General features: G+C 55.3%; 20 protein-coding genes and 1 riboswitch. Of the genes, 16 read left to right on the forward strand and 4 right to left on the reverse strand.

The window, feature by feature from the left end; translation table 11 throughout:
- Nucleotides 1-45: 45 nt before the first annotated feature.
- Complete coding sequence (locus tag A3OW_RS0115475) at nt 46-1,908, reverse strand: TonB-dependent receptor domain-containing protein (RefSeq protein WP_020564359.1); 1,863 nt, start codon at nt 1,906-1,908, stop codon at nt 46-48.
- Nucleotides 1,909-2,026: 118 nt separating this feature from the next.
- A riboswitch (cobalamin riboswitch) is annotated at nt 2,027-2,236 on the reverse strand.
- Between the two features lie 46 nt (nt 2,237-2,282).
- Between A3OW_RS0115475 and hemW the strand changes: the two genes are divergently transcribed.
- From hemW to hypF, 10 genes are all read left to right on the forward strand, one after another.
- Complete coding sequence (gene hemW, locus A3OW_RS0115480) at nt 2,283-3,455, forward strand: radical SAM family heme chaperone HemW (protein ID WP_020564360.1); 1,173 nt, start codon at nt 2,283-2,285, stop codon at nt 3,453-3,455.
- 36 nt (nt 3,456-3,491) lie between these two features.
- Complete coding sequence (gene pyrE, locus A3OW_RS0115485; RefSeq protein ID WP_020564361.1) at nt 3,492-4,130, forward strand: orotate phosphoribosyltransferase; 639 nt, start codon at nt 3,492-3,494, stop codon at nt 4,128-4,130.
- A 131-nt stretch (nt 4,131-4,261) separates the two neighbouring features.
- Nucleotides 4,262-7,057, forward strand: a complete 2,796-nt coding sequence (locus A3OW_RS26535) for a fibronectin type III domain-containing protein (protein ID WP_020564362.1) — start codon at nt 4,262-4,264, stop codon at nt 7,055-7,057.
- Nucleotides 7,058-7,466: 409 nt separating this feature from the next.
- Nucleotides 7,467-9,083, forward strand: coding sequence for a DNA recombination protein RmuC (rmuC, locus tag A3OW_RS0115495; RefSeq protein WP_020564363.1), 1,617 nt, complete (start codon nt 7,467-7,469; stop codon nt 9,081-9,083).
- Between the two features lie 159 nt (nt 9,084-9,242).
- Nucleotides 9,243-9,584, forward strand: a complete 342-nt coding sequence (gene hypA, locus A3OW_RS0115500; RefSeq protein ID WP_020564364.1) for a hydrogenase maturation nickel metallochaperone HypA — start codon at nt 9,243-9,245, stop codon at nt 9,582-9,584.
- Nucleotides 9,584-10,402: a hydrogenase nickel incorporation protein HypB gene (gene hypB / locus A3OW_RS0115505; RefSeq protein WP_020564365.1), complete on the forward strand. Its 819-nt coding sequence runs from the start codon at nt 9,584-9,586 to the stop codon at nt 10,400-10,402. The genes hypA and hypB overlap by 1 nt, the downstream gene beginning before the upstream one ends.
- A 3-nt stretch (nt 10,403-10,405) precedes the next feature.
- Nucleotides 10,406-10,639 carry a HypC/HybG/HupF family hydrogenase formation chaperone gene (locus A3OW_RS0115510; RefSeq protein WP_020564366.1) on the forward strand — a complete coding sequence of 78 codons (234 nt, stop codon included), beginning with the start codon at nt 10,406-10,408 and terminating at the stop codon, nt 10,637-10,639.
- Nucleotides 10,636-11,760, forward strand: coding sequence for a hydrogenase formation protein HypD (gene hypD, locus A3OW_RS0115515; protein ID WP_020564367.1), 1,125 nt, complete (start codon nt 10,636-10,638; stop codon nt 11,758-11,760). Before A3OW_RS0115510 ends, hypD begins: the two co-directional genes overlap by 4 nt.
- Nucleotides 11,757-12,794 carry a hydrogenase expression/formation protein HypE gene (gene hypE / locus A3OW_RS0115520; protein ID WP_020564368.1) on the forward strand — a complete coding sequence of 346 codons (1,038 nt, stop codon included), beginning with the start codon at nt 11,757-11,759 and terminating at the stop codon, nt 12,792-12,794. Before hypD ends, hypE begins: the two co-directional genes overlap by 4 nt.
- A complete protein-coding gene (gene hypF / locus A3OW_RS0115525; RefSeq protein WP_020564369.1) occupies nt 12,794-15,121 on the forward strand; it encodes a carbamoyltransferase HypF in 2,328 nt (775 codons plus the stop codon). Before hypE ends, hypF begins: the two co-directional genes overlap by 1 nt.
- A 146-nt stretch (nt 15,122-15,267) precedes the next feature.
- Here the strand turns inward: hypF and smbP (A3OW_RS0115530) are convergent, their stop codons facing one another.
- Nucleotides 15,268-15,612 carry a small metal-binding protein SmbP gene (smbP, locus tag A3OW_RS0115530; protein ID WP_020564370.1) on the reverse strand — a complete coding sequence of 115 codons (345 nt, stop codon included), beginning with the start codon at nt 15,610-15,612 and terminating at the stop codon, nt 15,268-15,270.
- 563 nt (nt 15,613-16,175) lie between these two features.
- Between smbP (A3OW_RS0115530) and smbP (A3OW_RS0115535) the strand changes: the two genes are divergently transcribed.
- Together smbP (A3OW_RS0115535) and A3OW_RS0115545 are read left to right on the forward strand one after the other, a co-directional pair.
- A complete protein-coding gene (smbP, locus tag A3OW_RS0115535) occupies nt 16,176-16,511 on the forward strand; it encodes a small metal-binding protein SmbP (RefSeq protein WP_026223643.1) in 336 nt (111 codons plus the stop codon).
- Nucleotides 16,512-16,841: 330 nt separating this feature from the next.
- Complete coding sequence (locus A3OW_RS0115545; RefSeq protein ID WP_020564373.1) at nt 16,842-17,645, forward strand: UDP-2,3-diacylglucosamine diphosphatase; 804 nt, start codon at nt 16,842-16,844, stop codon at nt 17,643-17,645.
- A gap of 244 nt (nt 17,646-17,889) precedes the next feature.
- On the opposite strand, the gene A3OW_RS0115550 is transcribed toward A3OW_RS0115545, so the two are convergent.
- Together A3OW_RS0115550 and ispG are read right to left on the reverse strand one after the other, a co-directional pair.
- Entirely contained in the window at nt 17,890-18,207 is a 318-nt protein-coding gene (locus A3OW_RS0115550; protein WP_020564374.1) for a BON domain-containing protein, read from the reverse strand.
- Nucleotides 18,208-18,665: 458 nt separating this feature from the next.
- Nucleotides 18,666-19,889, reverse strand: a complete 1,224-nt coding sequence (gene ispG / locus A3OW_RS0115560; RefSeq protein ID WP_020564376.1) for a flavodoxin-dependent (E)-4-hydroxy-3-methylbut-2-enyl-diphosphate synthase — start codon at nt 19,887-19,889, stop codon at nt 18,666-18,668.
- A 90-nt stretch (nt 19,890-19,979) separates the two neighbouring features.
- Between ispG and A3OW_RS0115565 the strand changes: the two genes are divergently transcribed.
- From A3OW_RS0115565 to ftsH, 4 genes are all read left to right on the forward strand, one after another.
- A complete protein-coding gene (locus A3OW_RS0115565; protein WP_020564377.1) occupies nt 19,980-20,708 on the forward strand; it encodes a metallophosphoesterase in 729 nt (242 codons plus the stop codon).
- Nucleotides 20,709-21,011: 303 nt separating this feature from the next.
- Nucleotides 21,012-21,200, forward strand: a complete 189-nt coding sequence (locus tag A3OW_RS27935) for a hypothetical protein (protein ID WP_232422393.1) — start codon at nt 21,012-21,014, stop codon at nt 21,198-21,200.
- 48 nt (nt 21,201-21,248) lie between these two features.
- On the forward strand, nt 21,249-21,449 hold the full coding sequence (locus tag A3OW_RS0115575) for a DUF2934 domain-containing protein (RefSeq protein WP_020564379.1): 201 nt from the start codon (nt 21,249-21,251) through the stop codon (nt 21,447-21,449).
- Nucleotides 21,450-21,908: 459 nt separating this feature from the next.
- Nucleotides 21,909-23,825, forward strand: coding sequence for an ATP-dependent zinc metalloprotease FtsH (gene ftsH / locus A3OW_RS0115585; protein ID WP_408605674.1), 1,917 nt, complete (start codon nt 21,909-21,911; stop codon nt 23,823-23,825).
- Nucleotides 23,826-23,944 lie beyond the last annotated feature (119 nt).

Raw genomic sequence — 23,944 nt, forward strand, 5'->3', positions numbered from 1 at the left:
CTCCAAAATGAGCGAATTTGACGCGAAGCCGTTCCCGGCCGTTCTTCAGTTATTATAATGGACGGAAACAAAAAAATTTCTGTCCGCAGTGTTATAAGTATCCACCAGTTGATATTGTTTATCCAGCAGATTATTCAGTTTGGCGCTGAGCATCCAGTGCTTGTCGAAGTGATAAGCGGCCCGTAAATCGACCGTGGCATAGCCGGCCACCCGGACCGTATTCTGCGGATCGTCGTAGCGGTCGCCCTGAGCCAGGATAAAAGCGCCCACGTCGACCGGCCCGAACGAACGGGACAAATCAAACGACAGGCTCTTCTGATAACGCCGCACCAACCGGAGATCGGTCTCCCGGTCTTCGGGATTCAACAGGTTCATGCCCAGCTTGCCGTTCCAGCCGAAAAACTGAGCGCTGATTTCCGCTTCGAGGCCGTCGATCTGAGCTTTTCGGACATTCTCGGGACGGTATTGGAAACGCACCGGATCGACCAACATCCAACTGATCAGATTGTCGATATTGGTGTGATAGGCCCTGAATTCCCATTGCAGCCGTCCGTGGTCACCTGCCAGACCCACTTCGAACGAGGTCGATTGTTCGGGTTCCAGATCGGGATTGCCCGCGCTGAAACCGTCGTTGGGCCAGTACAGATCATTGAACGTCGGCGCCTTGAACGCGTTGCCGAAACTGGCGAACGGACTGAGGCCATACTTCCAGCGATAACGCCAGCCGACGTTGCCGGTGACGTAGTCGCCGAAGGCCTCGTTTTCATCCCAGCGCAGCGAGGCATTGATGAAATGATCGTCGAACAAACGGCTGTGCATCTCGCCGAAGATCCCGACGTCGTAGCGCGACGTCTTGCTGAAATTTTCCGAGCTGTCGATTTCATCCAGACGATAATCCGAACCGAGCACCCACTGATGATCGTCGGACAAGTCGATCCGGTTCAGCCAGGTGGCGTTCCAGCGCGTCGTATCGAAGCGGGTGGAAAAGGCGCCGCCGGGGGCAAAATTATCGTTGTCGTCGAGGCTCTGACCGAGGCGCAACGTGGAGCGCCAATTGTCGAGCAGATCCATGCTGCCGGAAAGGGAGGCCACCTGATTGATGAATTTCGTTTTGTCCTGGAACGTACCGTCGTACTCGGTCTTTCCCTGAGCTCTGATGAACGAGCCTTCGATTTCGGCCTCATTGTCGAAGCGGTGGCCAAGCCGGGCATTGACCGCGGTATTGTAATAGCCGTCCTTGTCGGGCTGGTCGACGCCGAAAAATCCCGGCACCGGTTCGCGAGAATCGAATCCCTGCGTGTTGTAATGAGAGGCGCCGACCGTGTACCAGGAATTTTGCCATTGGCCGCTGACCGTGCCGGCCGTGCGGATCGTGTCGTAAGTGCCGCCGCCGGCATCCAGCGTCACGCTGGGCTTTTCGCTCCGGCTGCCCTTCCGCGTGAAAATCTGGATGACGCCGCCGATTGCTTCGGAGCCGTATAGGCTGGACTGGGGGCCGCGGATGATTTCCACCCGCTCGATCTGATCGATGGGAATGAATTCAAATGCGGTGGCGCCGATCGTCGCCGAGCCTACTTTGATGCCGTCGACCAGCACCAGGATATGGCTGGAATCGGTGCCGCGCATGAAAACGCTGGTGATTTTGCCGTCGCCGCCCTGTTGGGTGAGATCCAGGCCGACGGTGCCCTTCAACAGTTCCGGCAGGGTTTTGCTCTGCAGGCGCTCGATATCCTGGCGGGTATAGACCGTGGTCGCGGTGGCAAGCTGCTTTTTATCTATTTCCGAGCGGGTGGCGGTAACCACCATTTCGGGTAAATCGGCCGGTTCGTCCGGGATGGGTTCGGCCGCCGGCAAAGGGAAAGAATGGAATCCGGCCAGCAACAGCGAGCCGTAAATGAATTTTTGCATGGTCTCCTCGTCCTCTGCGCCGCCCGCGCAGGGTGCATTAGCTAATAAAACAACGGAGGACGAAGAAGACGAGAAAAACGGAAAATGACTGTCCTTTTCGCAGACAGCCCTCCGCTGTGCCGAATAATGCTTCGAGGCCGGTCTCCGGGCTTATAAGCGGCTGGCGCCTGAATCGCCGCCTTCCCATGCAGAGCACAGTGGCATTTCGACGATTCTTTGACTTATCTACCGTTGCGGGGGCAGCGTCGGCTTTGGCTGAAACCTGACCGACTTCCCGTTTAACCATTGGGAATGACATCCGAATGGAACCTGAAAGCGGAGGCCATTATAAAGAATCGGCTTTCGATGTCAAATGGCCGTAACCGGCGGAAATCGTGTTAAACTACCTCTTTATCCGTTCGATTATTGCCGTCTTGCCGCCGCTCAGCCTTTATATTCATATCCCCTGGTGCATCAAAAAATGCCCTTACTGCGATTTTAATTCCCACGCCGCGAAATCCGATCTGCCGGAAACCGCTTACGTCGATGCCCTGCTGGCCGATCTGGCCAAAGATGTGCGCCGTTACCGAATTGACCGTCCGATCGCTACGATTTTTATCGGCGGAGGAACGCCCAGCCTGTTCTCGACCGCAGCGATCGACCGGCTGCTGCAGGGCATCGCTCGGCAGGTGACTCTTGAACAGAATGCGGAAATCACGCTGGAAGCCAACCCCGGCACTTTCGAGAGCAAAAAATTCCGGGATTTCAGATGGCTGGGCATCAACCGCCTGTCGATAGGCATCCAAAGCTTTCACGACGGGCCATTGCGAAGACTGGGCAGGGTGCATTCTTCGAAAGAAGCCGTGACGGCGGTCGACATCGCGCATCGTGCCGGCTTCGACAACATCAATCTCGACTTGATGTTCGGCTTGCCCGAGACAACTCCCGACACGAGCAGAATCGATGTCGAAACCGCCATCGGCTTGCAACCGGCCCATATTTCCTTATATCAGTTGACCCTGGAGCCTAATACCTATTTCCATAAATTTCCGCCCAGGCTCCCCGGTGACGAGATCGTCTTTGAAACCCAGCGCCTTTGCCAGAGCATTTTGGCCGATCACGGCTACCGGCAATATGAAATCTCGGCTTACAGCCTCGACGGTCGGCAGTGCCGCCACAACCTGAATTACTGGCAATTCGGCGATTATTTGGGCATAGGCGCCGGCGCTCACGGCAAGCTGTCGCTGGCCTTGCCCGGCCGCATCCTTCGAACCGTCAAGCCCAGGCATCCCGAACAGTATCTGAAAACCGCCGGGGACGATGCCATCGAAACCATCATCGCCCCTCAGGATCTGCCGCTGGAATTCGCGATGAACCAGTTGCGGCTGAAGCAAGGCTTCAGCGCGAACGCGTTCCGCTCGGCCACCGGCCTGCCTCTAGCGGCTCTTGAACCGGGCTTGAATTCCAATCTGAAACAACGGTTGTTAATCGAGGAAAACGAGCGTTATCATTGCTCGGACTTGGGCTGGAATTTTCTGGATACCGTTTTGCAACGCTTCGTCAACTGAAAACCGACCCGATCCCCATTTCGATACGGACTCACCATGCACGACTATCAAAAAGACTTTATCGCCTACGCCCTGGAATGCGGCGTACTGAAATTCGGTGAATTCCAACTGAAATCAGGCCGCATCAGCCCCTATTTTTTCAACACCGGCTTGTTCAATACCGGCGCCCGGTTGGGCAAATTAGGGCAGTTTTATGCCCAGGCCTTGATCCATTCCGGAGTGGAAGCCGATATCCTTTACGGTCCGGCCTATAAAGGCATCCCGTTGGTCAGCGCGGCCTCGATCGCCTATGCGCAACTAAAATCGTCCGACATCCCTTTTGCGTTTAACCGGAAGGAAGCCAAAGATCACGGCGAAGGCGGCGCCTTGGTGGGCGCTTCTTTGAAGGGACGGGTCATTATCGTGGACGACGTCATTACCGCGGGAACCTCGGTCAGGGAATCGGTCGACATCATCCGGGGCTGCGGCGCCACCCCGGCCGGCGTACTGATTGCACTGGACCGGCAGGAAAAAGGACAAGCCGATATCTCGGCCGTCCAGGAAGTCACCCGAACCTTTGCCATGCCGGTCATCGCCATCGTTACTCTGGCCGATATTATCGAGTATTTGAGCAATGAGGGCGGCCCTTTTCTTGAAGCGATAAAGGATTACCGGCGCCTTTACGGAATAACCTGAGCGCCGGCTTCCGAATGATAAGCGGGCGTGAGATACGACCGATTTAATTACCCAGCCGAAATCAGATCCACTCGGCAGATTCATTGACTCAAACGTCAAACGAATTTCCGTTAACGGGATAGGAGAAGGTCATGAATGATGGCTTGATTATTCAACCGCGATCAAAACTCGCTCCGTTATTGCCAAAATCCGTCTGGTGGCAGGCCGGGTTTTGGATTCTGGCCGCATTGGCTTTGGCCGCGCCAATTTTAGTTAAGGCTCAAGACGATCTTTCCGTGCCTCCTGACCAGCCATTCGCTGCCGACGGCGTTATTCCCGGCTCTACCGGCCACAGCGAAATTCACTCTGCGGGCAATCTGCTCTATATCCCGGTGGGGCCGAAGCTTTCCTCGGCAGAGGTGCGCTCCGGGACGCAACCCTCGAGAAACAAGGCTCACGCACTCATCGCCGAACGCCTTCGCGAAAAGAAGCCGAAGCCTGGTAATGCCGCCGTTCCCGAGAGAGAAGGAAGCCGGCTGGACAGAGTCGTCGTGTTTCTCGATGAAAACGGAGAACCCATTCTTCCCGATGCGGAGGAAGCCAGGAAAAAATCGGCTTCTGCTGTTGCCGGCGCAGCGATAGACAACGAACTGACTTTCACCTTCGATTCCCCTGACCACCCCTGGAGCGCGTCGGATATAGCAACGCTTCAGGCCAGCATCAATACTTTCTATCCTCTGATCAAGGAAGTGTACGGTGCTCCGGCGTTTTCCAATACCATGAATATCCGGTATGACCCAACCCTTACCGGAAGCGATGTCGCGGGCACCTATTCGTCCTCGACCAACGAGCTGACTCTGAGCGAGCTCGACGTCGATGTTCTGGTCCACGAAATCATTCACGCCTTTCGCGACGACTATATCCTTGCAATCAACACCTACGAAGAAGGGATGACCCGCGCCGCCGAAATCGAGGTTTTCAGCCGTTCCGGGGTGGCTCATCCGTGGGATGATAAACACTCTTATGCCTATGACAGATATTATGAAGGCCTCAATCTGCCTATCATCGGCAGCAAAAATGGAAACGTTTGGGCAGGTTACGTTTCAGCTCTCGTGCGTTACCAGCTGGCCGGCTACGCCTGGGCCAAGGCGCTCCTCGAGAATTCCAGTTTTTTCATCAATTTCAATACCCTACTGTATTCCGCGGCGGCCGCCGACCATGGCGTGGTTGCGAATCTGGCGGCACTCACCGGCCTGGCGGCCTCCGTCCAGGCCAACGTCGAAGGGAAACCGTTCCAAACATGGTATGCCCAGCAGGGCGTTTTCGACGCGGACCCGCCGCAAGGCTACCTTCTCTACCAACGCATCAACCAGGGCAACATTGACTACTTCTACCGAAGCACTTCGGGCACCGAGACAATGCAGGCGGGTAAGACGATTGAGTGGCAAGACTATGACTACCGGGACGCCCTGCTGCTGAGCGGCAGCGAAGTCACCAACAGTTACGGCGTCGCCGGGGTTGGCTGGCCCGGCAACTATCAGGACAAGTTGCGGATTGAGGCCAGGACGCAAAGCCCCGCCGGTCCGGTAGCGGATTCCGGCATGCTCAGTTTGGGTTCCGGTGTCGGCGTTTTCGGCTATCTGCCGGCAAGCAATGCCGGTTCTGTCACTATGACTTCGCTCGACAATATTGTCTCGCCCGTCACCGTGAACGTGGTGAACGGCGCCTTCGCCGAGGATACGCTGGGGACTGTCAGAGGACGTTTCCGAGCCGATTTCACCGACGCCACTCACAGCTTTTCGGTTTATTTCAACAAGGATGCCAGCCCCTACTTTCTCCCGATGGCTTTCTGGATTCAGGGGAAGGTCACCGATTCGGCCGGCGCCCCGCTGCCGGGAGTTACCCTCACCCTTTCCGGAACCTCTGTCACCACCGCCACCTCGGGCCCGGACGGAAAATTCTTCTTTCCTCATCTCGAAGGCGACCAAAGCTATACCATCACGCCCACCATGACAGGCTTAACCTTCTCGCCTGCCAGCACCGCCCTGACGCTGATGGACAAAACCGGCAACGTCAACTTCAGCTCGCAAACGGACACCACCAAACCCACCGGGACGATTTCCATCAACAACGGCGCCGCCAGCACCACCACGACGGCGGTGACGCTCACCCTCTCGGCTACCGACACCGGCTCGGGCGTCAGCACGATGCGCTTTTCAAACGACAACGTCACCTGGGGCTCCTGGCTCACCTTCGCCACCACCGCCTCCCACACGTTGACCAGCGGCGACGGAACGAAGACGGTTTATGCCCAATTCAGAGACGCGGCTCTGAACGTCTCGGATACGGTAAGCGACTCCATCACTCTCCAGGCTGCCGCGATTCCTGCTGCGCCAAAAACATTGACCGCCGTAATAGGTTCGGGAAACCAGGTCAATTTGAGCTGGAGCGATCAAAGCACGAACGAAACCGGATTCAAGATCGAACGTTGTTTGGGCAGATTTTGCTCCAACTTCAGCCAGATCGGCGCGGTGGGCCAGAACGTGACCGGTTGGACGGATACCACGGTCACTGCGGGCAGCACGTACCGGTATCGGGTTCGAGCCTACAACACGACCGGCAATTCGGCGTATTCCAATATTGCAGGCATTACCGTTACCGCCTCGTTGCCGGCCGCCCCCAGCAATCTGACGGCCACGGCCCAATCCACGACCCAAATCAAACTAACCTGGACGGACAATGCTACCAACGAAACGCAGTTCAAGATTGAACGCTGCCAAGGTTCCACTTGCTCGAACTTTGTTCAGATTAAAGCGGTCGGGGCCAATAGCACTAACTATACCGACAGCAACTTGAGAAGCAAGACAGCTTATCGTTATCGGGTACGCGCCTCGAATAATAGCGGTAATTCGGCTTACTCGAACAGCGCCGGTGCCACCACCAAGTGATCGAATACTTCAGGTCCGGTCGGAAATGGCGCTGACTTAATCTATGACCTTATGAATTAACATAACGAACCGAAACGGCGGTAAACCGCCGCCCCCGTCATGCCTGCCCACCGTTCCACGCGGCGCCAACGGCATCGGATAAAACATTGCGCTGACGGCAGCGGCGCCTTTAGAAAATTCATGCCGGCTCTGTGATTCTTGTGATTTAATCGAAATCAACAATAATGGTGGAAAATGTTTAAAATCATAGAGGACACGGGGCTCACAGAGGATATGATTTTCAAGCTCTGCGTTTCTCGGCAAGCGCTCTGTCCATAAGTCCCCTTATGATGGCGATGCCTACCGCTCGCGTCCATGCGGCCGTCCGTGATCCCTGTGGTTTGAAATCAATAACAATTAAGGAAACAAAATGCTCGATCCTCTTCTGCTAAGCGGCACGGCGGCCGCCTTTCTGGTGTTGATCACCCTGATGCTGATCCTGATCTGGCGCAAGATGAATGCGTTGTCGCAGTCGAACGCCGAACAAATCAAAGCCGAATTGATCAGTCTGCTGGAACGAATGGACCAGTCGCTGAAAGCGGGCCTGAGCGAATCACGCCGGGAGCTGCGCGAGGTCAGCGCGGAAAACCGCCGCGAAATGAACGAATCGTTCAAGGGCTTTCAGGACACCTTGCTGAACCGGGTCGCGGCCAACAGCAGCGAACAAAACCGTCAGTTGAACGGCTTTAAAGATGCGTTGAACGCCTTGTCCGAAAAACTGATCGGCAATTCCAACGAATTCAGGCAGAGCGTCAGCGCTTCGTTTACGGCTTCCAGCGAATCGCTGAACAAGAAGCAGGATGAATTCAGGGAAAGAACGCTGGAAAAACTCGACAGTTTTCAGGAAGGCCTCCGGAACGACGCCAAGGAAAATCGCCAGGAGTTGAACGCGGCGCTGAAATCGTTTGAAGGCAAATTCGCCGACGGCATCAAGGATTTCAGCGAACAACTGAGGCTGAAATTTTCCGATCTGAACAAACAGCAGCAGGAAACGGCAGAGCAGGCCAGGGCCAGCATTGCCGAGATCAGGGAAACCATCGAAAAACAACTGAAAGCCATCAGGGAAGACAATACGATGCAACTCAACGAAATGCGCAGAACGGTCGATGAAAAGCTGCACGATACGCTGGAAAAACGCCTGGGCGAATCGTTCAGGCACGTCAGCGAGCGTCTGGAGCAGGTGCACAAAGGGCTGGGCGAGATGCAGACTCTGGCGGTCGGCGTCGGCGATCTGAAAAAGGTGCTGTCCAACGTCAAAACGCGCGGCATTCTCGGAGAATATCAACTGGGCAATATTCTGGAGCAGATCCTGTCGCCGGAACAATACGACATCAACGTCGCCACCAAAAAAGGCAGCCAGGCGAACGTGGAGTATGCGGTCAAATTGCCGGGCAAGGCCGACGACAAGACCGTCTGGCTGCCCATCGATTCCAAGTTCCCGCTGGAAAGCTATCAAGCCTTGCTCCAGGCGCTGGACGACGGCGATACCGGCAAAATTACCCTGACGCAAAAGCAGTTGATGAATGCCGTGGAAAGCTTCGCCAAGGACATCAGCGGCAAGTACATCGATCCGCCTCATACGACCGACTTTGCGATTATGTTCCTGCCGGTTGAAAGTTTGTACGCGGAAGTCCTGCGTTACCCTGAAATTTTCGAAAAATTGCAGCGCATTTACCGGGTGACCATTACCGGCCCGACCACCTTATCGGCATTGTTGAACAGCCTGCACATGGGGTTCCGGACGCTGGCGGTGCAAAAACGCAGCAGCGAGGTATGGAACGTGCTGGCCGAGGTAAAAACCGAATTCGTCAAATACGCCGAGCAACTGGATAAAGTGCAAAAACAGCTCCATACCGCGTCCCACTCATTGGAAACCCTGCAAACAACCCGGACCCATGCGATGGAAAGAAAATTGCGCGGCGTGGAGACGTTGGCCATGGATCAGGACGCCGAAGCGCTGGTCATGATCGGAACGGAATCCGAATAGAGAGTCTGTTCAATCGGGAAAACCGCTTGTCCGTTGCGTTTCGGATCAAAACATTAGGCATTTCATGCAGGTTCGGATACTATTCGGAACCGAGACCTCCGCACAATCGGGACCGGGTAAACCGTATGGCAACCGCATCGAGCTTATTCATCCGCCGTCATGCATGAACTGTCGTTGTGCGAAAATATAAGGCAGGTCCTGGAACAACAGGCGCCGCTGCAGCACTATCATCGGGTAAAAACCGTATGGCTGGAGATCGGCAGGCTTTCCGGCGTGGAACCGGAAGCCATCCGTTTTGCGTTCGAGATCGTCATGCAGGGGTCGGTAGCCGAACGGGCCCGGCTGGAAATTGTCGAAGTACCGGGGGAAGCGCGCTGCACACAGTGTCTGCAAACCGTAGAGATACAGCAGCGCTATGACGAATGCCCCCGCTGCGGCGGTTATCCGTTACAGATACAAAACGGCGAACAAATGCGAATCAAGGAACTGGAGGTAGAGTAATGTGTACAGTCTGCGGCTGCGCCGAAAATGCAACGTCCGACGAGAGCCATGAGCACGGCCATCGCCATCCGCATCATCACGAATACGTCCTGGGTTCCACCCAGACGCATGTTCCGGGGATGAGCCAGGCGCGCCTGGTCAAAATAGAGCAGGACATCCTCGGCAAGAACAATCGGTATGCCGCCGCCAACCGCGATTATCTGACCCGGCACGGCCTGTTCGCGCTGAATCTGGTGTCCAGTCCCGGATCCGGCAAAACCACGCTGCTGACGCAAACGATCGAACGGCTCAAACCGGAATTTACCGTCGGCGTGATCGAAGGCGATCAGCAAACCGCCCTCGACGCCGAGCGCATCCGCCAAACGGGAGCCAGGGCCGTGCAGATCAATACCGGCAAGGGCTGCCATCTGGACGCCCATCGAGTCGGACATGCGCTGGAAGATCTGGCCTTGCCGGACAACGGCGTCGTTTTTATAGAAAACGTCGGCAATCTGGTGTGCCCTGCGGCATTCGATCTGGGAGAAGCTCACAAAGTGGTGGTGTTGTCCGTCACTGAGGGCGAAGATAAACCCATCAAGTATCCGGACATGTTCCATGCCGCCGATCTGATGATTCTGAACAAGATCGATTTGTTGCCGTATCTGGACTTCGACGTGCAGCAATGTATCCGCTACGCCCGCCGGGTCAATCCGCGCATCACAATCCTGGAACTGTCGGCCAAAACGGGACAGGGCATGGACGCATGGCTGCAATGGCTCCAGGCCGGCCGGACGCTGAATGCGATCGGCCAATCGTTGCCCGCGGGCGGCCAGGCTTAATTTATGTGTCTGGCGCTGCCCGCTCGAGTCGAGGCGATCGATACGGCGACCGGCATGGCCACGGTCGCGGTCGAGCAGGTCAGAGTCGAGGTGTCCCTGGCCTTGGTCGACGACGTCCGGGTAGGCGATTACGTACTGGTCCACGTCGGTTACGCGCTGAACAAAATCAGCGAGGAAGAAGCCGAAAAAACGCTGGCGCTCTTCGCCGAAGCAGGCCTGAGCGGTTCACCGCCATGAAATACATCGAAGAATTCCGGCAACGGCATCTTGCGGCAGGGCTGGCCGAGGCGATAGCCCGGGAAGCCAATACCGGACGGCGCTACAAACTGATGGAGTTCTGCGGCGGGCACACCCATGCCATTTACCGCTACGGCATTCAGGATTTCATGCCTGCCAACGTCGAATTCATTCACGGACCCGGCTGCCCTGTCTGTGTGTTGCCGACCGGACGCATCGATGACGCCATCGCCCTGGCCGAGCGGTTCGGAGTCATTCTTTGCACCTACGCCGACATGCTCCGCGTTCCCGCCGGCGGCCAAAGAAGCCTGATGAAGGCGAAAGCGCAAGGCGCGGACATCCGCATGGTGTATTCCAGTCAGGATGCTCTGAAAATTGCACGGGCCAATCCCGGACGGGAAGTCGTCTTTTTTGCGATAGGCTTCGAGACCACGACGCCGCCCACGGCCGTCGCCATCCGGCAGGCGCAAAGCGAAGGGCTCAAGAATTTTTCGGTCTTCTGCAATCACGTGCTGACGCCGGTGGCGATGCGCGCGATTCTGGATTCTCCGGAAAAAGTCGAAATCGACGGTTTTCTGGGGCCTTCCCACGTCAGCACCGTCATCGGCAGCTCGCCCTACCGGGAGTTTGCCGACCATTATCGAAAGCCCGTGGTCATCTCGGGATTCGAGCCTTTGGACGTGATGCAGTCGACCTTGATGCTGATCCGCCAGTTGAACGAGGGGCGCTGTGAGGTCGAGAACGAATATACCCGCGCCGTGAGCCCCGAAGGCAACCGAAAGGCGCAGGCACTGGTTGCCGACGTCTTCGAATTGCGCGCCGCATTCGAATGGCGCGGCTTGGGGCTGCTCGCCGGCAGCGCGCTTCGGATAAAGCCCGATTATGCCCGCTTCGATGCCGAGCGGCGGTTTACCCTGCCGGCCGTCCGGGCCCACGACGTCAAAGGCTGCGAATGCCCGTCCATTCTGCGAGGTTTGAAACGCCCGGTCGACTGCAAATTATTCGGCACGGTCTGCACCCCGGAAAACCCGATGGGCTCCTGCATGGTGTCGTCCGAAGGCGCGTGCGCCGCGTATTGGTCTTACGGACGTCTGCCGATTCAAAAAAGAGCACCGGCATGAGCCGTTACCGGTCGACTCTCGATTTGCGGCACGGCGCCGTCGACATGAGCCACGGCAGCGGCGGCCGTGCGATGGCGCAGTTGATCGAAGAATTGTTCATCCGGCATCTGGATAACGACTTGTTGCGCCAGGCCAACGATCAGGCGATGTTCGAGCCGCCGCCGGGCCGCCTGGCGGTCAGCACCGACAGTTACGTGATTTCGCCGCTGTTTTTTCCCGGCGGCGACATCGGCTCGCTGGCGGTGCACGGCACGATCAACGACGTCGCGATGGCCGGCGCCAAGCCGCTTTATCTCTCCGCCGGCTTTATCCTCGAAGAAGGCTTTTTGCTGGCGGATCTGGAAAGGATCGTGATCAGCATGGCCGCCGCCGCCCGGCAGGCCGGCACGCCGGTCATCGCGGGCGATACCAAGGTCGTGGAGCGGGGCAAGGGCGACGGCATTTTCATTACCACGACCGGCATCGGGGTCGTGCCGGAGAACGTCCGTATTTCCGGCGATCGGGCCGAGGCGGGCGACCGCATACTGATCAACGGCTGCATCGGGGACCACGGCGTGGCCATCCTGGCCAGCCGAGAAAATCTTCAGTTTTCGACCGTGATCCAGTCGGACTCCGCGGCCCTGGCCGACCTGGTCGCCTGTATGGTGCGGGCGGTTCCCGACATTCACTGCTTGCGCGATCCGACCCGCGGCGGTCTGGCGACGACCTTGAACGAACTGGCGCGCCAGTCCGGCGTCGGGATGATGATCCGGGAAGACGCCATTCCGGTGAAGCCTTCGGTCAAAGCCGCCTGCGAATTGCTGGGCCTGGACCCGCTGTATATCGCCAACGAAGGCAAGCTGGTCTGTCTCTGTCCGCCGGAACAGGCCGAGGCCTTGCTTGCGGTGATGCGCCGTCATCCCTTGGGCCGAGAGGCCGCCATCATCGGCGAAGTCGTTGCGGATCCGGATGGGCTGGTCCGGATGGCAACCGGCTTCGGCGGCCACCGCGTCGTCGATTGGCTGGCCGGGGAGCAACTGCCCCGAATCTGCTGATGCCCGGCAAAGCCATCCGCATCGCCGGCGCCGTGCAGGGCGTGGGATTTCGTCCGGCGGTATGGCGTCTGGCGCACGCCTTTCACCTGCGCGGTTCGGTCTGGAACGAGTCGGCGGGTTTGCAAATTCGGGTCTGGGGCAGCGAGGACCGTATCGCCGGGTTTATCGCCGAACTGCCCCGGCAAGCGCCGCCTCTGGCCCGCATCGATCGTATCGACGTCGAAGCCATCCAGGGCCCCTGCCCTGACCGGGACTTCCGGATCACCGACAGCCGCTGCGATGCGGCCGGCCGAACCGGCATCGCCGCCGATGCCGCGACGTGCCCTGATTGTCTGCGCGACTTTCTGGAGCCGGCCAATCGCCGTTATTTTTATCCGTTCACCAACTGCACGCATTGCGGCCCGCGCTTTTCCATCATTCAGGCGGTACCTTACGACCGCGTCCACACCAGCATGAAGCCTTTCGCCTTGTGCCCCCGTTGCCGGGCGGAATACGGCAATCCGGCCGACCGCCGCTTTCATGCCCAGGCCAATGCCTGTCCCGATTGCGGCCCTACGCTCTGGCTGGAAAACAGCCACGGTGAAAAACTACCGGTTCCGGATGTGTTGAAGGCGGCCGTCGGCTTGCTCAAGCAAGGCAAGATCATCGCCGTCAAAGGTCTCGGCGGTTTTCATCTGGCCTGCGCGGCCGATAACGAAAATGCCGTCGCCCGGCTGCGCCGGCGCAAAAACCGGTACGCCAAGCCGTTTGCCGTGATGGCGAAAGACCTGGCGACGGTGCGCCGCTATGCCGAAGTTTCGATTCCGGAACAAGCGATGCTCGAAGACAAGGCGGCGCCGATCGTGCTGCTGGCGGCCCGGGGCGAACAACTGGCCGATAGCGTGGCGCCCGACGGCCGGACTCTGGGCTTCATGCTGCCTTATACGCCGCTGCATCACGGTTTGTTACAGATCTTTGACGGACCTTTGGTCATGACTTCCGGCAACCGCAGCGAGGAACCGCAGTGCCTCGATAACGATGAAGCGCGGCAGGCGTTGCACGGGATCGCCGATTATTTTCTGATGCATGACCGCGACATCGTGCGGCGCCTGGACGATTCCGTCGTCCGTATCAACGACGGTCAACCTCGTTTACTGCGCCGGGCCCGAGGATTTGCGCCGGAACCGTTCAGGCTCCCGGCCGGCTTTGAACGGGCCCGCCCGGTGTTAGCGATGGGCGGCGAGCTGAAAAACAGTTTCTGCCTGCTTCACGAAGGACAGGCGATTTTGTCGCACTACCTCGGCGACCTGGAAAATGCTCGAACGCAAACGGACTACCGCCGGCAAATCGGGGAGTACCGGCAACTGTTCAACTTGGCTCCCGAAATCCTGGCGGTCGATCTGCATCCGGATTACGCGTCCACGCAACTGGGCCGACAATGGGCGAGCTCCGGCGATCTGATGATTACGGAAGTACAGCATCATCATGCGCACATCGCCGCGTGCATGGCGGAGCATGGTTTGCCGCTCGGCGCCGAAGTCCTGGGAGTGGCTTTCGACGGCCTGGGCATGGGTTGGAATCGGGAGCTCTGGGGAGGCGAATTTCTGCGGGTGGATTACCGCCGTTGCGTCCGTCTGGCGCATCTTCCGGCCGTGCCCATGCCGGGAGGCGTTCAGGCGATACGCGAACCCTGGCGGAATGCCTACGCTCAGCTTCATCATTATTTTGACTGGCAAGCGTTGCGGCAATCCTTTGCCGATGTTGACATCCTGCGTTTTCTTTCGGGCAAACCCCGGGCGATTCTGACAGCCATGATTGCACGCCGGGTGAATTCGCCGGCCAGCAGTTCCTGCGGGCGTTTTCTCGACGCGTGCGCCGCCGCCGTCGGTCTGTGCACGGAGCAAATCAGCTATGAAGGTCAGGCCGCCGTGCAACTGGAAAGTCTCGCCGCGCCTGTTTTTGCCGAACAACGGGAGCACGCTTACCCGGCCGGTTTGGAGCAGTGCGGCGCGGCCATCGTCATCGACTGGCGCCGGTTCTGGATCGCTCTTCTGACGGATTTGCAGCGGAGGACCGACGCCGCCGTCATCGCGGCAAGGATCCATCACGGGCTGGCGCGCATCACCGCACGCCTGGCCATCCGGTTATGCCGGCAATACCGGCTGGATACCGTGGTGCTGAACGGCGGCGTTTTTCAAAACCGTTTGTTGCTGGAAGAGACCGGAAGATCAATCAGGCGGGCTGGAAAAACCGTATTGTCTTCCGCTAAAGTCCCCGCGAACGACGGCGGTTTGGCTTTGGGGCAGGCCGTTATCGCCGCAGCCCAAGCGCTTCGGCAGGGCCTTTAACTTACTTGTGTCGGATTGTGACTTTTTCAATTCGGGGCGGAAACGGCCGTACTCGACAAAAAACCCCATAGGCAATAAACCTACGGGGTTTATTTTATCGTCTTTTAGGGCTGTAGGCCGGATGAAATATTTTTTACAGAACGGGATTAGCGGTTGCCTGCTTTAATGTGTTCGGCCGCTTCTTCAGCCGCTTTCGTGGCCGCTTTTCCGTGTTCCTTGCCCTTCATTTTGCCGTGTTCTATAGCCGATTCCAGAGATTTGACCCCGGCTTCCATATGGGTTTTGGCTTCGCCTTCAGCGACTTCGGCCGCTTTTTTCGCATGAGTCAAAGCTTCTTTGGCGTGCGTGGTCAAGGCGCTATTGTGTCCGGCCTTGCCCTGCTGGATGGCCATTTGGGTATGTTTTAAAGCCGCATCGGCGTGTTCCTCGGCCAATACCGTAAAGCTTGAAATTCCCAGCAAAACCGCACCGATTAACATGATTCTCTTCATAGTGCCACCCTTACATTTTTATGGTTATGGATAATCCTGGCCGTTTGCGGTAAACCTTTCACCAAGGTCAGGAGATTGCATGGTAATCTTATGTCCGGGAAGGGTCAAATGATTTAATTTCGGGCCCGAGCATGGCGGACAGGAAATGGAAAACTTCGAGGATCCTTGGTTTTGAATTCGGAACAACCTTAAAGAGCGGTCCAAAGCGTTTTTCTATCGCCGACGGGAGCGAATCCATTCGTCCGGTTGGTACCGAAGTCGAAACAATACATCCTAACCGGCAATAGGATACAAGCGGACCGGAAAAGCCGTGGCGGACTAATTTGTTTGTCAATCCGCCCGCCATTCAATTCCATCTCAATTTTTATTTTTTGAAATAGGGAAAGTAAATTTAATATGGTAGTCTAATGCACGCGATGTTCGTAACAGCATCTGCATCGCATCGTTAATTCCAAAATTGGTTGACTATATCGATACAAGGCATGCCTTTAAGTTAATTGAAGGCTGCTATAACTTGAAAAATAAACTGTATCGATCACTTAAATATTAATGAGGAACTGAAAATGAAAAAAACAACATCCGTATTTGCAGGTTTATTGTTAGTATTTAGTTCAGCGGTAATGGCTGAAGATCCCCATGCCAAAGCGGCGCTTGAGCATGCCAATGCGGCTGCGAAAGAAGGAGCTGCAGGCCGGGCAAGTGAATTGGTGAAGCATGCGAGCGTGGCTTTGGAGCATACCTTGGCCGGCGCCTTAGTGGACACGGGAATGAATAAGGAACACCTGGAGGCAGCTTCCAATGAGCTGGAAGAAGCCGTCAATCACGGTAATATGGGCCATGCGGATGTCGGTACCGAGCACGTCAAGGCGGCGATAACCCATATTCAAGCCGTTAAATAAGCGTAAGGCTTATAACTGGCGGAAGGGAACGGGCGGATCTTCCGCCCGTTTTCTTTTAGGCCGGGTTCAGGAAAAAATAATGAGACTTCGGCTGAATCTCATCTTTTTTAACGGGCCGTTCTCCGGCCAATTTCTTCGGCTGCCGGAAAAATCGCGTTACCGATATTGAAAATCGGCTTTTCCGGATGAACCGGCTCCGGGCTTGCTCCGATCCGCTTCGGGCCCATTGTCGGCGAAATCCATTTCATACAATCTTCATCCAATAGTTAACAAACTGTCATAAAAAATCGTTATTTTAATCATCGGCAATGACTCATTGGGATGATTACTATGACTTTACATTATCGGTCAGTCTGGATTTCGGATACGCATTTGGGCACGAAAGGCTGTAAAGCCGAGGCTCTGAGAGATTTTCTCGATCACGTCGAATGCGACTATCTCTATCTTGTGGGCGACATCATCGATCTGTGGAAGTTCAAATCGGGCTTTTATTGGCCGGCGCTGCACAGCGAAATCGTACAGCGAGTCATGATCAAGGCGCAAAAAGGGACTCGCGTCATTTATATTCCCGGAAATCATGACGAATCCTTTCGCAAGCATGCCGGCATGCATTTCAACGGAATCGACGTTCGACTGAATGCCATCCATCAAACCCGGGACGGACGCCGGTTCCTGGTGCTTCACGGCGACGAATTCGACAGCATCGTATGCCATAATAAAAATCTAGCCTATATCGGCAGCGAAGCCTATGAGATATTGCTGGTGGTCAATCGATGGTTTAACGCCGTGCGCTCCCGGCTGGGCTATAAATACTGGTCGCTCTCCGCTTATTTAAAACATAAAGTCAAAAACGTGGTCAGTTTCATGGACAACTATCAGCATATATTGAGTCTCGAAGCCCACAAAAGGCAGGTCGACGGCGTCATCTGCGGGCATATCCATCATGCCGATCTGACCGAGATGGAATTCGGGAAGACCTATTGCAACTGCGGCGATTGGGTGGAAAGCTGTACGGCTCTGGTTGAGAATGCAACGGGGCAATTGGCGATCATCCGCTGGCTGGAAGAAAGCCATTGGTTGCTGGAGCAATCGGACCGGGAAGACCCGGCCCTGCCTCAAAAACAGGCGGCCTGAGGTTGGCCCGCGACTTCAAAGGAAAAATCACTAAGCCGGCAGTTTTCCGGCTATCCGATCAAATATAAGGTAACCTGCGGGCTCTAACTTTATCTGAGAAGCTGGATTGAAACATCGCAGAAACCGTACCGGAGTTTAACTCCGGAACCGGGCCTTCCAGGAAGAAAGATTCAGGATGTCCCCGGCCGGGACAAAGATCGCTCCCGTGCCGGGGTCCGGTTATCGCAGACGGTAATTGATCCGTCTATTTCACGATCAGACTGTTATTAACCTGCTTGACGCCTTTGACGGTCCGCGCCAGTTGCACGGCTCTTTCGGCCGCTTCCGGGGTATCGACGAATCCGCTCAACTGGACGATGCCTTTGAACGTTTCCACGTCGATCTGCAAGACCTTGAGTTTGGAGTCTCCTAAAATAGACGCTTTGACTTTGGTGGTCAGAACGGAATCATCGATGTATTCGCCGGTGCTTTCGTATCGTTTGCTTCCTGCACAACCGGCAAGAGAAACAATCAATAAGAGACTCAGTAAAAAACGTACGATCAAATTTATTTGTTTCATCATATTCGTGTCTTAACGATCAGCTATAAGATTTTGGATGAAGAGGGCAATGTTCAACCCGCATCGGGATGAATTGCGGACTGTGAAGTTTATAAAATTTATCGGGTAAATAATACCTGATAAGCATCTTACGACAAAAATATTACAAAGCAATTAACTTCTTGCTTATCTTTCGCCTGCCCTGCTTACTTAAAGTTATTCCTCAAGAAAGCTCAAAGCCCGGCAATATTCCGGCTCACTCAACCGTTGATCGAAAAGTTAAGCCGCAGGTCTTTGGTCAGTCCAAGTGGCTTTCATCGCGGATAAGGGGATAGTTTCCGGGCCGGCCATGATCCGCGCCCGCGAAAGAAATCAGGCCGGCTAGGAACTTCAGCGCAATGCAGGCGGAAACGATAGGGTAAAGGCCGAAAACCGCACGCCGGTAATTTGATGCCGGCGCGCGGTTTTTCATTCGCGCCTTGTCAGGCGTCGGCACCGTAATGCGTTTCGATATATCTTTGCACAATGGCCTGAAATTCCTCGGCGATTCTGTCGCCTTTGAGCGTTACCGTTTTTTCGCCGTCTTCATAAACCGGGGCTACGGGCGACTCTCCGGTGCCGGGCAGACTGATGCCGATATTGGCGTTTTTACTCTCGCCCGGCCCGTTGACCACGCAGCCCATCACGGCAACTTCCATCGATTCGACGCCGGGATACTGAGTGCGCCATACCGGCATTTGATCGCGCAGATAGGTCTGAATTTCCATGGCCAGTTTCTGGAAATAATCGCTGGTGGTGCGGCCGCAGCCGGGGCAGGAAATCACCATCGGAGTAAAGGAGCGAAAGCCCATCGTCTGCAGAATTTCCTGCCCGACGATCACTTCCTGGGTCCGTGAAGAGCCGGGCTCCGGCGTCAGGGAAATGCGGATGGTGTCTCCGATGCCTTTCTGCATCAGCACGGACAGGGCCGCGGAAGAGGCGACAATGCCCTTGGAACCCATGCCCGCTTCGGTCAGGCCCAGATGCAGCGCGTAATCGCAGCGGCTGGACAAGTCTTCGTAAATGCTGATCAATTCCTGGACATTGCTGATCTTGCAGGAGAGAATGATTTTATCCTTGCCAAGCCCGATTTCTTCGGCTTTGGCCGCGCTTTCCAGCGCTGACAGTACAATGGCTTTGCGGGTAACGGCCGCCAACGGTTCCGGATTGGCCAGGCTGCGGTTCTCATCCAGCAGCCGCGTCAGGACGGCTTGATCGAGGCTGCCGCCGTTGACGCCGATGCGCACGGGCTTGTTGTAGCGGCAGGCAAACTCGACCATCTGCTGAAATTGCGGGTCTCGGCTTTTGCCGCGTCCGACGTTGCCGGGATTGATCCGGTATTTGTCGAGGGCCGCGGCGCAGTCCGGATATTTTTCCAGCAGTTTATGGCCGTTGAAATGAAAGTCGCCTACAATGGGTACCGAATAACCTTTTTTATCCAATTGATTGCGGATTTCCGAAACGGCTTTGGCGGCCTCTTCGGTGTTGACGGTAACCCGAACGATTTCCGAACCGGCGGTGGACAGTTCGATGATCTGGTTGACGGTGGCCGCCACGTTGGCGGTATCGGTGTTGGTCATCGACTGCACGACGATAGGTGCGCCGCCGCCCACTTTGACGTTGCCGACCGATACCTGATGGGTAATTTTTCTAAGACTGATGGACATAAGCTGAATCTGGATGAAAAAAGAGGATATTTATTTGATAAGAATAGAGTAATTATACGCCTAATGGCGGGTGTTGAGCAGAGTTAAATTGTGCGGATAAATTATTTTTCTGACATACATCTGGAGTTCGGTTATCTGGATCTTCCGAAAAACGATGCCGATATTGTCATTGCCGCCGGCGATATCGGAGTTTGCGATCAAGGCGTCGAATGGCTGAAATCGCTGAAAAAACCGGTAATTTACGTCGCCGGCAACCACGAATTCTACGGCAGCGATTATCGCGAAACCTTGTTGTTGATCCGGCAGCAATGTCTCGGCAGTAATGTGCATTTCCTCGAAAACGGCCGGTTCGATTTTCAAAAGGTGCGCTTTCTGGGCTGTACGCTCTGGACGGATCTTCACGTGGAAGGCCAGGAGAAAGTCGCCTCTCTCAGCGAATCGCTGAACGACTTCCGGCAAATAAAGTTCGGCGACCGATTCATGGACGTCAACGATTACAGCCAAATGTTCCACCGCTCGAAACAATGGCTGGAAAAGGAACTGGCCAAACCTTTTCCAGGAAAAACGGTCGTAGTGACTCATCATGCCCCGTCCCAATGGAGCTGGAACGAATCCCCGAATGCGGTGAAAAAGCTGGCTTACTGCAACGATTTGAAACCGTTGATGCATGAATACGAAATTGCCGCCTGGTTTCACGGACACGTCCACAGCCGCTCGGATTATCTGATTGCCGGCGCAAGAATACTGGGCAATCCCAGAGGCTACGTCGGTAAAAAAACCGTACCCGGCTTCGATCAAAACAGAATCGTCGTGATCTAGATTGGCCGTGCCGGCGGTTCGGCAATAGCCGATCCTGGCGCACCAGCTCCCGCCCGATGAACAAGAATTCATCCCCCTCCGAAGCATCGCCGGCAAGCAGGCTCGGCCGGACAGGGCGCGTCCAATCCGATACCGTAACAACCGCGGCACCTGATATGTGATTTGCAAACTTTCATTGGATTAGGTCAGGACGATACGGTCCTTCCTTCAGCCGTTCTCCTCAATATTTTTTGCTCAACGTGGAGAATTTTCAAATTTCCGTTGTCATTGATTTATTAAGTAGGTATCGGAGCACGGGTTGACTTGACTCATGTTATGCCGGTTATCGAAGATTATGAAAAAGATCCTGCTTTCAATAAACCGATGGGACGGTTTGCCCTGTTCGATCTCTTGCAAAAAACAGAAAGCCGACGTTTTATCTATCTGCCTGATGAAAATGAGCGAATCGTAGTAGCTCGTTATGCCGCTATTTTGAATAAATTTTATCGATGAGCCTGCCGATCCTCTACCCCACTGTTTACCATTGATCGAGGAGCCCCCATGAATGAAGAAAACATATCTCTAAGCCTTGGGCAAAACGGAATTCCGGATCTGGATACGTTTTATGAAATGGTCAAGGAACGGGCTTTTTTTAAAGCGGAAAAAAGGGGATTCGAGCCGGGACATGAAATGGACGACTGGCTGGAAGCCGAAAAAGAGATCCGGAATCAGTGCCATTACTGGAGCCAGGAAGTCAATTGAAATCGGGTATGGCGCTTTTCCACAATCTTTGGAAATTATGGTCAGTCACGTCGAGTGAAAGCAGATCCGGCAGTCTGGGTAAAGGCTGTTAACGTCCGGCGGTCCTTTGTATTAGAGTACGTTTTAATATCTTTAAAGAAGAAGCACCGGCATTAAAATGTTTTTCCGTTTTTTATGGCCGAGCAATGGCCCGGATGCGAAATCAGGTTTACCCTGCCGGAGCAGGTTTTATCGCGGACAGAGTTGCATACGTGGTATAAACGGAATCCCGGGGGCGAGAGAATGCCGAACGGCCGGGGTGGAAAGCGGCAAACGCATCACAAACAAATGGCTGTTTTATTTATAAAAGAAGCAATAAAAAACACCTCCTTGAAGGGGCGGATTCGAATAACAACACATGACTTTTTTTAAGGTATGAATAAAATGGAAAAGCCGGAAAACAATCTGATGAAGTTTCTGATGAATTTATTGAACAACGTCATCGCCTTTTTGAAAAAAATTTTTTCCAATAATTTGAGCTCCTTACCGAAAAAGGAACCGGAGCTGGAGCTTAACAAGCCGTCAACCGACAACGAGGCAAGGGAAAAACAAAAAAAAACGATTTATCTTGTCCTGCTGTTCCTGGTTTCCTTGTTTGTGCTGAACAATATTTCCGAGGAGCGCCGGGATGAAATTCCCTACAGCCAGTTTCTTAGTTTGGTAAACGAAGGCAAGGTGGACAAGCTCACCGTGACCGAGCGTTATATAACCGGCCTGATCAAACCGGAAAAGGAAAATGAACCGGGCCGGCGCTTTTCGACGGTGCCGCTATGGCAAAACGGCCTGGCCGAGATGCTGGCCAAGAATAAAGTCGATTTCGTGGTGCGAAGCGGGGAAAACTGGCTGGCCAATATTCTTTTCAACTGGATCATTCCCATATTCATTTTCGTCTTCATCTGGTCGTGGTTGCTGCGCCGGACCACGGCGGCCGGTCCCCAGTCTTTTCTTAATCTGGGCAATAAAATCCGCATTCATCAGGATACCCAGGCCAAGATTACCTTCAAGGACGTGGCCGGCGCCGACAGCGCCAAGCAGGAACTCACCGAGACCATCGATTTTCTGAGGAATCCCGAAAAAATTCAAAGGCTGGGCGGACGGATGCCCAAAGGCATATTGCTGGTGGGTCTGCCCGGCACCGGCAAAACCTTGCTGGCGCGCGCGGTATCGGGGGAAGCGGGCGTGCCGTTTTTCAACATCAGCGGTTCCGAATTCATCGAGCTGTTCGTCGGCGTCGGCGCGGCACGAGTTCGGGAATTGTTCGATCAGGCGCGCAACAAGGCGCCCTGCATCATTTTTATCGACGAACTGGACGCCATCGGCCGCTCGCGGGGCGGACCGGTCGTCATGGGCGGACACGACGAACGGGAGCAAACCTTGAATCAGTTGCTGACCGAGATGGACGGTTTCGACACCTCCGTCGGCGTCATCGTGATGGCGGCGACCAATCGGCCGGAGGTCCTCGATAAAGCCTTGCTTCGCGCAGGACGGTTCGATCGCCAGATCATCGTCGACAAGCCCGATTTGCAGGATCGTATCGAGATTCTGAAGCTGCATACCAAACGTTTGATCATGGCGGATAACGTCGATATCAGCGTCATTGCCAAACGCACGCCCGGACTGGTGGGCGCCGATCTGGCCAATATAGCCAACGAGGCTGCGATTCTGGCGACCCGCAACGGCCACGACAAAGTGGAGATGTCCGATTTCGAGGCGGCGATCGACCGGATTCTGGCCGGCCCGGAAAAGAAAAGCCGAGTCTTGACGCCGGACGAAAAACGCCGCGTTGCCTATCACGAAGCCGGACATGCGCTGGTCGCGGAAAATGTCCCGACCGCGCAGCCGGTGCATAAAATCTCGATTATTCCCCGCGGCGTGTCGGCGCTGGGCTTTACCTTGCAATTGCCGGGCGAAGAGAAATTCATGTCGACCGAAGACGAGCTGAGGGATCAGATCGCCGTGTTACTGGGCGGGCGCACCGCGGAACAGGTGATGCTAGGAACCATCTCCACCGGAGCCCACAACGACCTGGAAAAAGCCAGTGACATCGCCCGAAGCATGGTATGCAGTCTGGGCATGAGCAAAAAACTCGGGCCTTTGACGTACGGCAAGCGCCAGCAGCTTCAATTTCTGGAAACCGAAGTGGCCGAAACCCGCAACTACAGCGACGTTACCGCCCGGCTGATCGACACCGAAGTCATCGATATCGTCCAGGAAGGCGAGGCGCGCGCACTCAAGATTATTACCGACAATAAGGCCGCGCTGGAAAAACTGGCCAACCTGCTGCAGGAAAAAGAAGCCATTAACAGAGAAGAAATGATGGCCTTGCTCAGCAAATAACATTTGTCTCTCCTGCCCTGCGTAACGGCAGCGAGTGGATGAGGGCGAATTCATCGACTCCTGTCGCGCAGGGAAAATATTCCGGTTTGAAAACATCGGGAATCTCCCGATACCGGCCC

This window comes from Methylosarcina fibrata AML-C10, assembly GCF_000372865.1.
GTDB classification, from domain to species: Bacteria; Pseudomonadota; Gammaproteobacteria; order Methylococcales; family Methylomonadaceae; genus Methylosarcina; species Methylosarcina fibrata.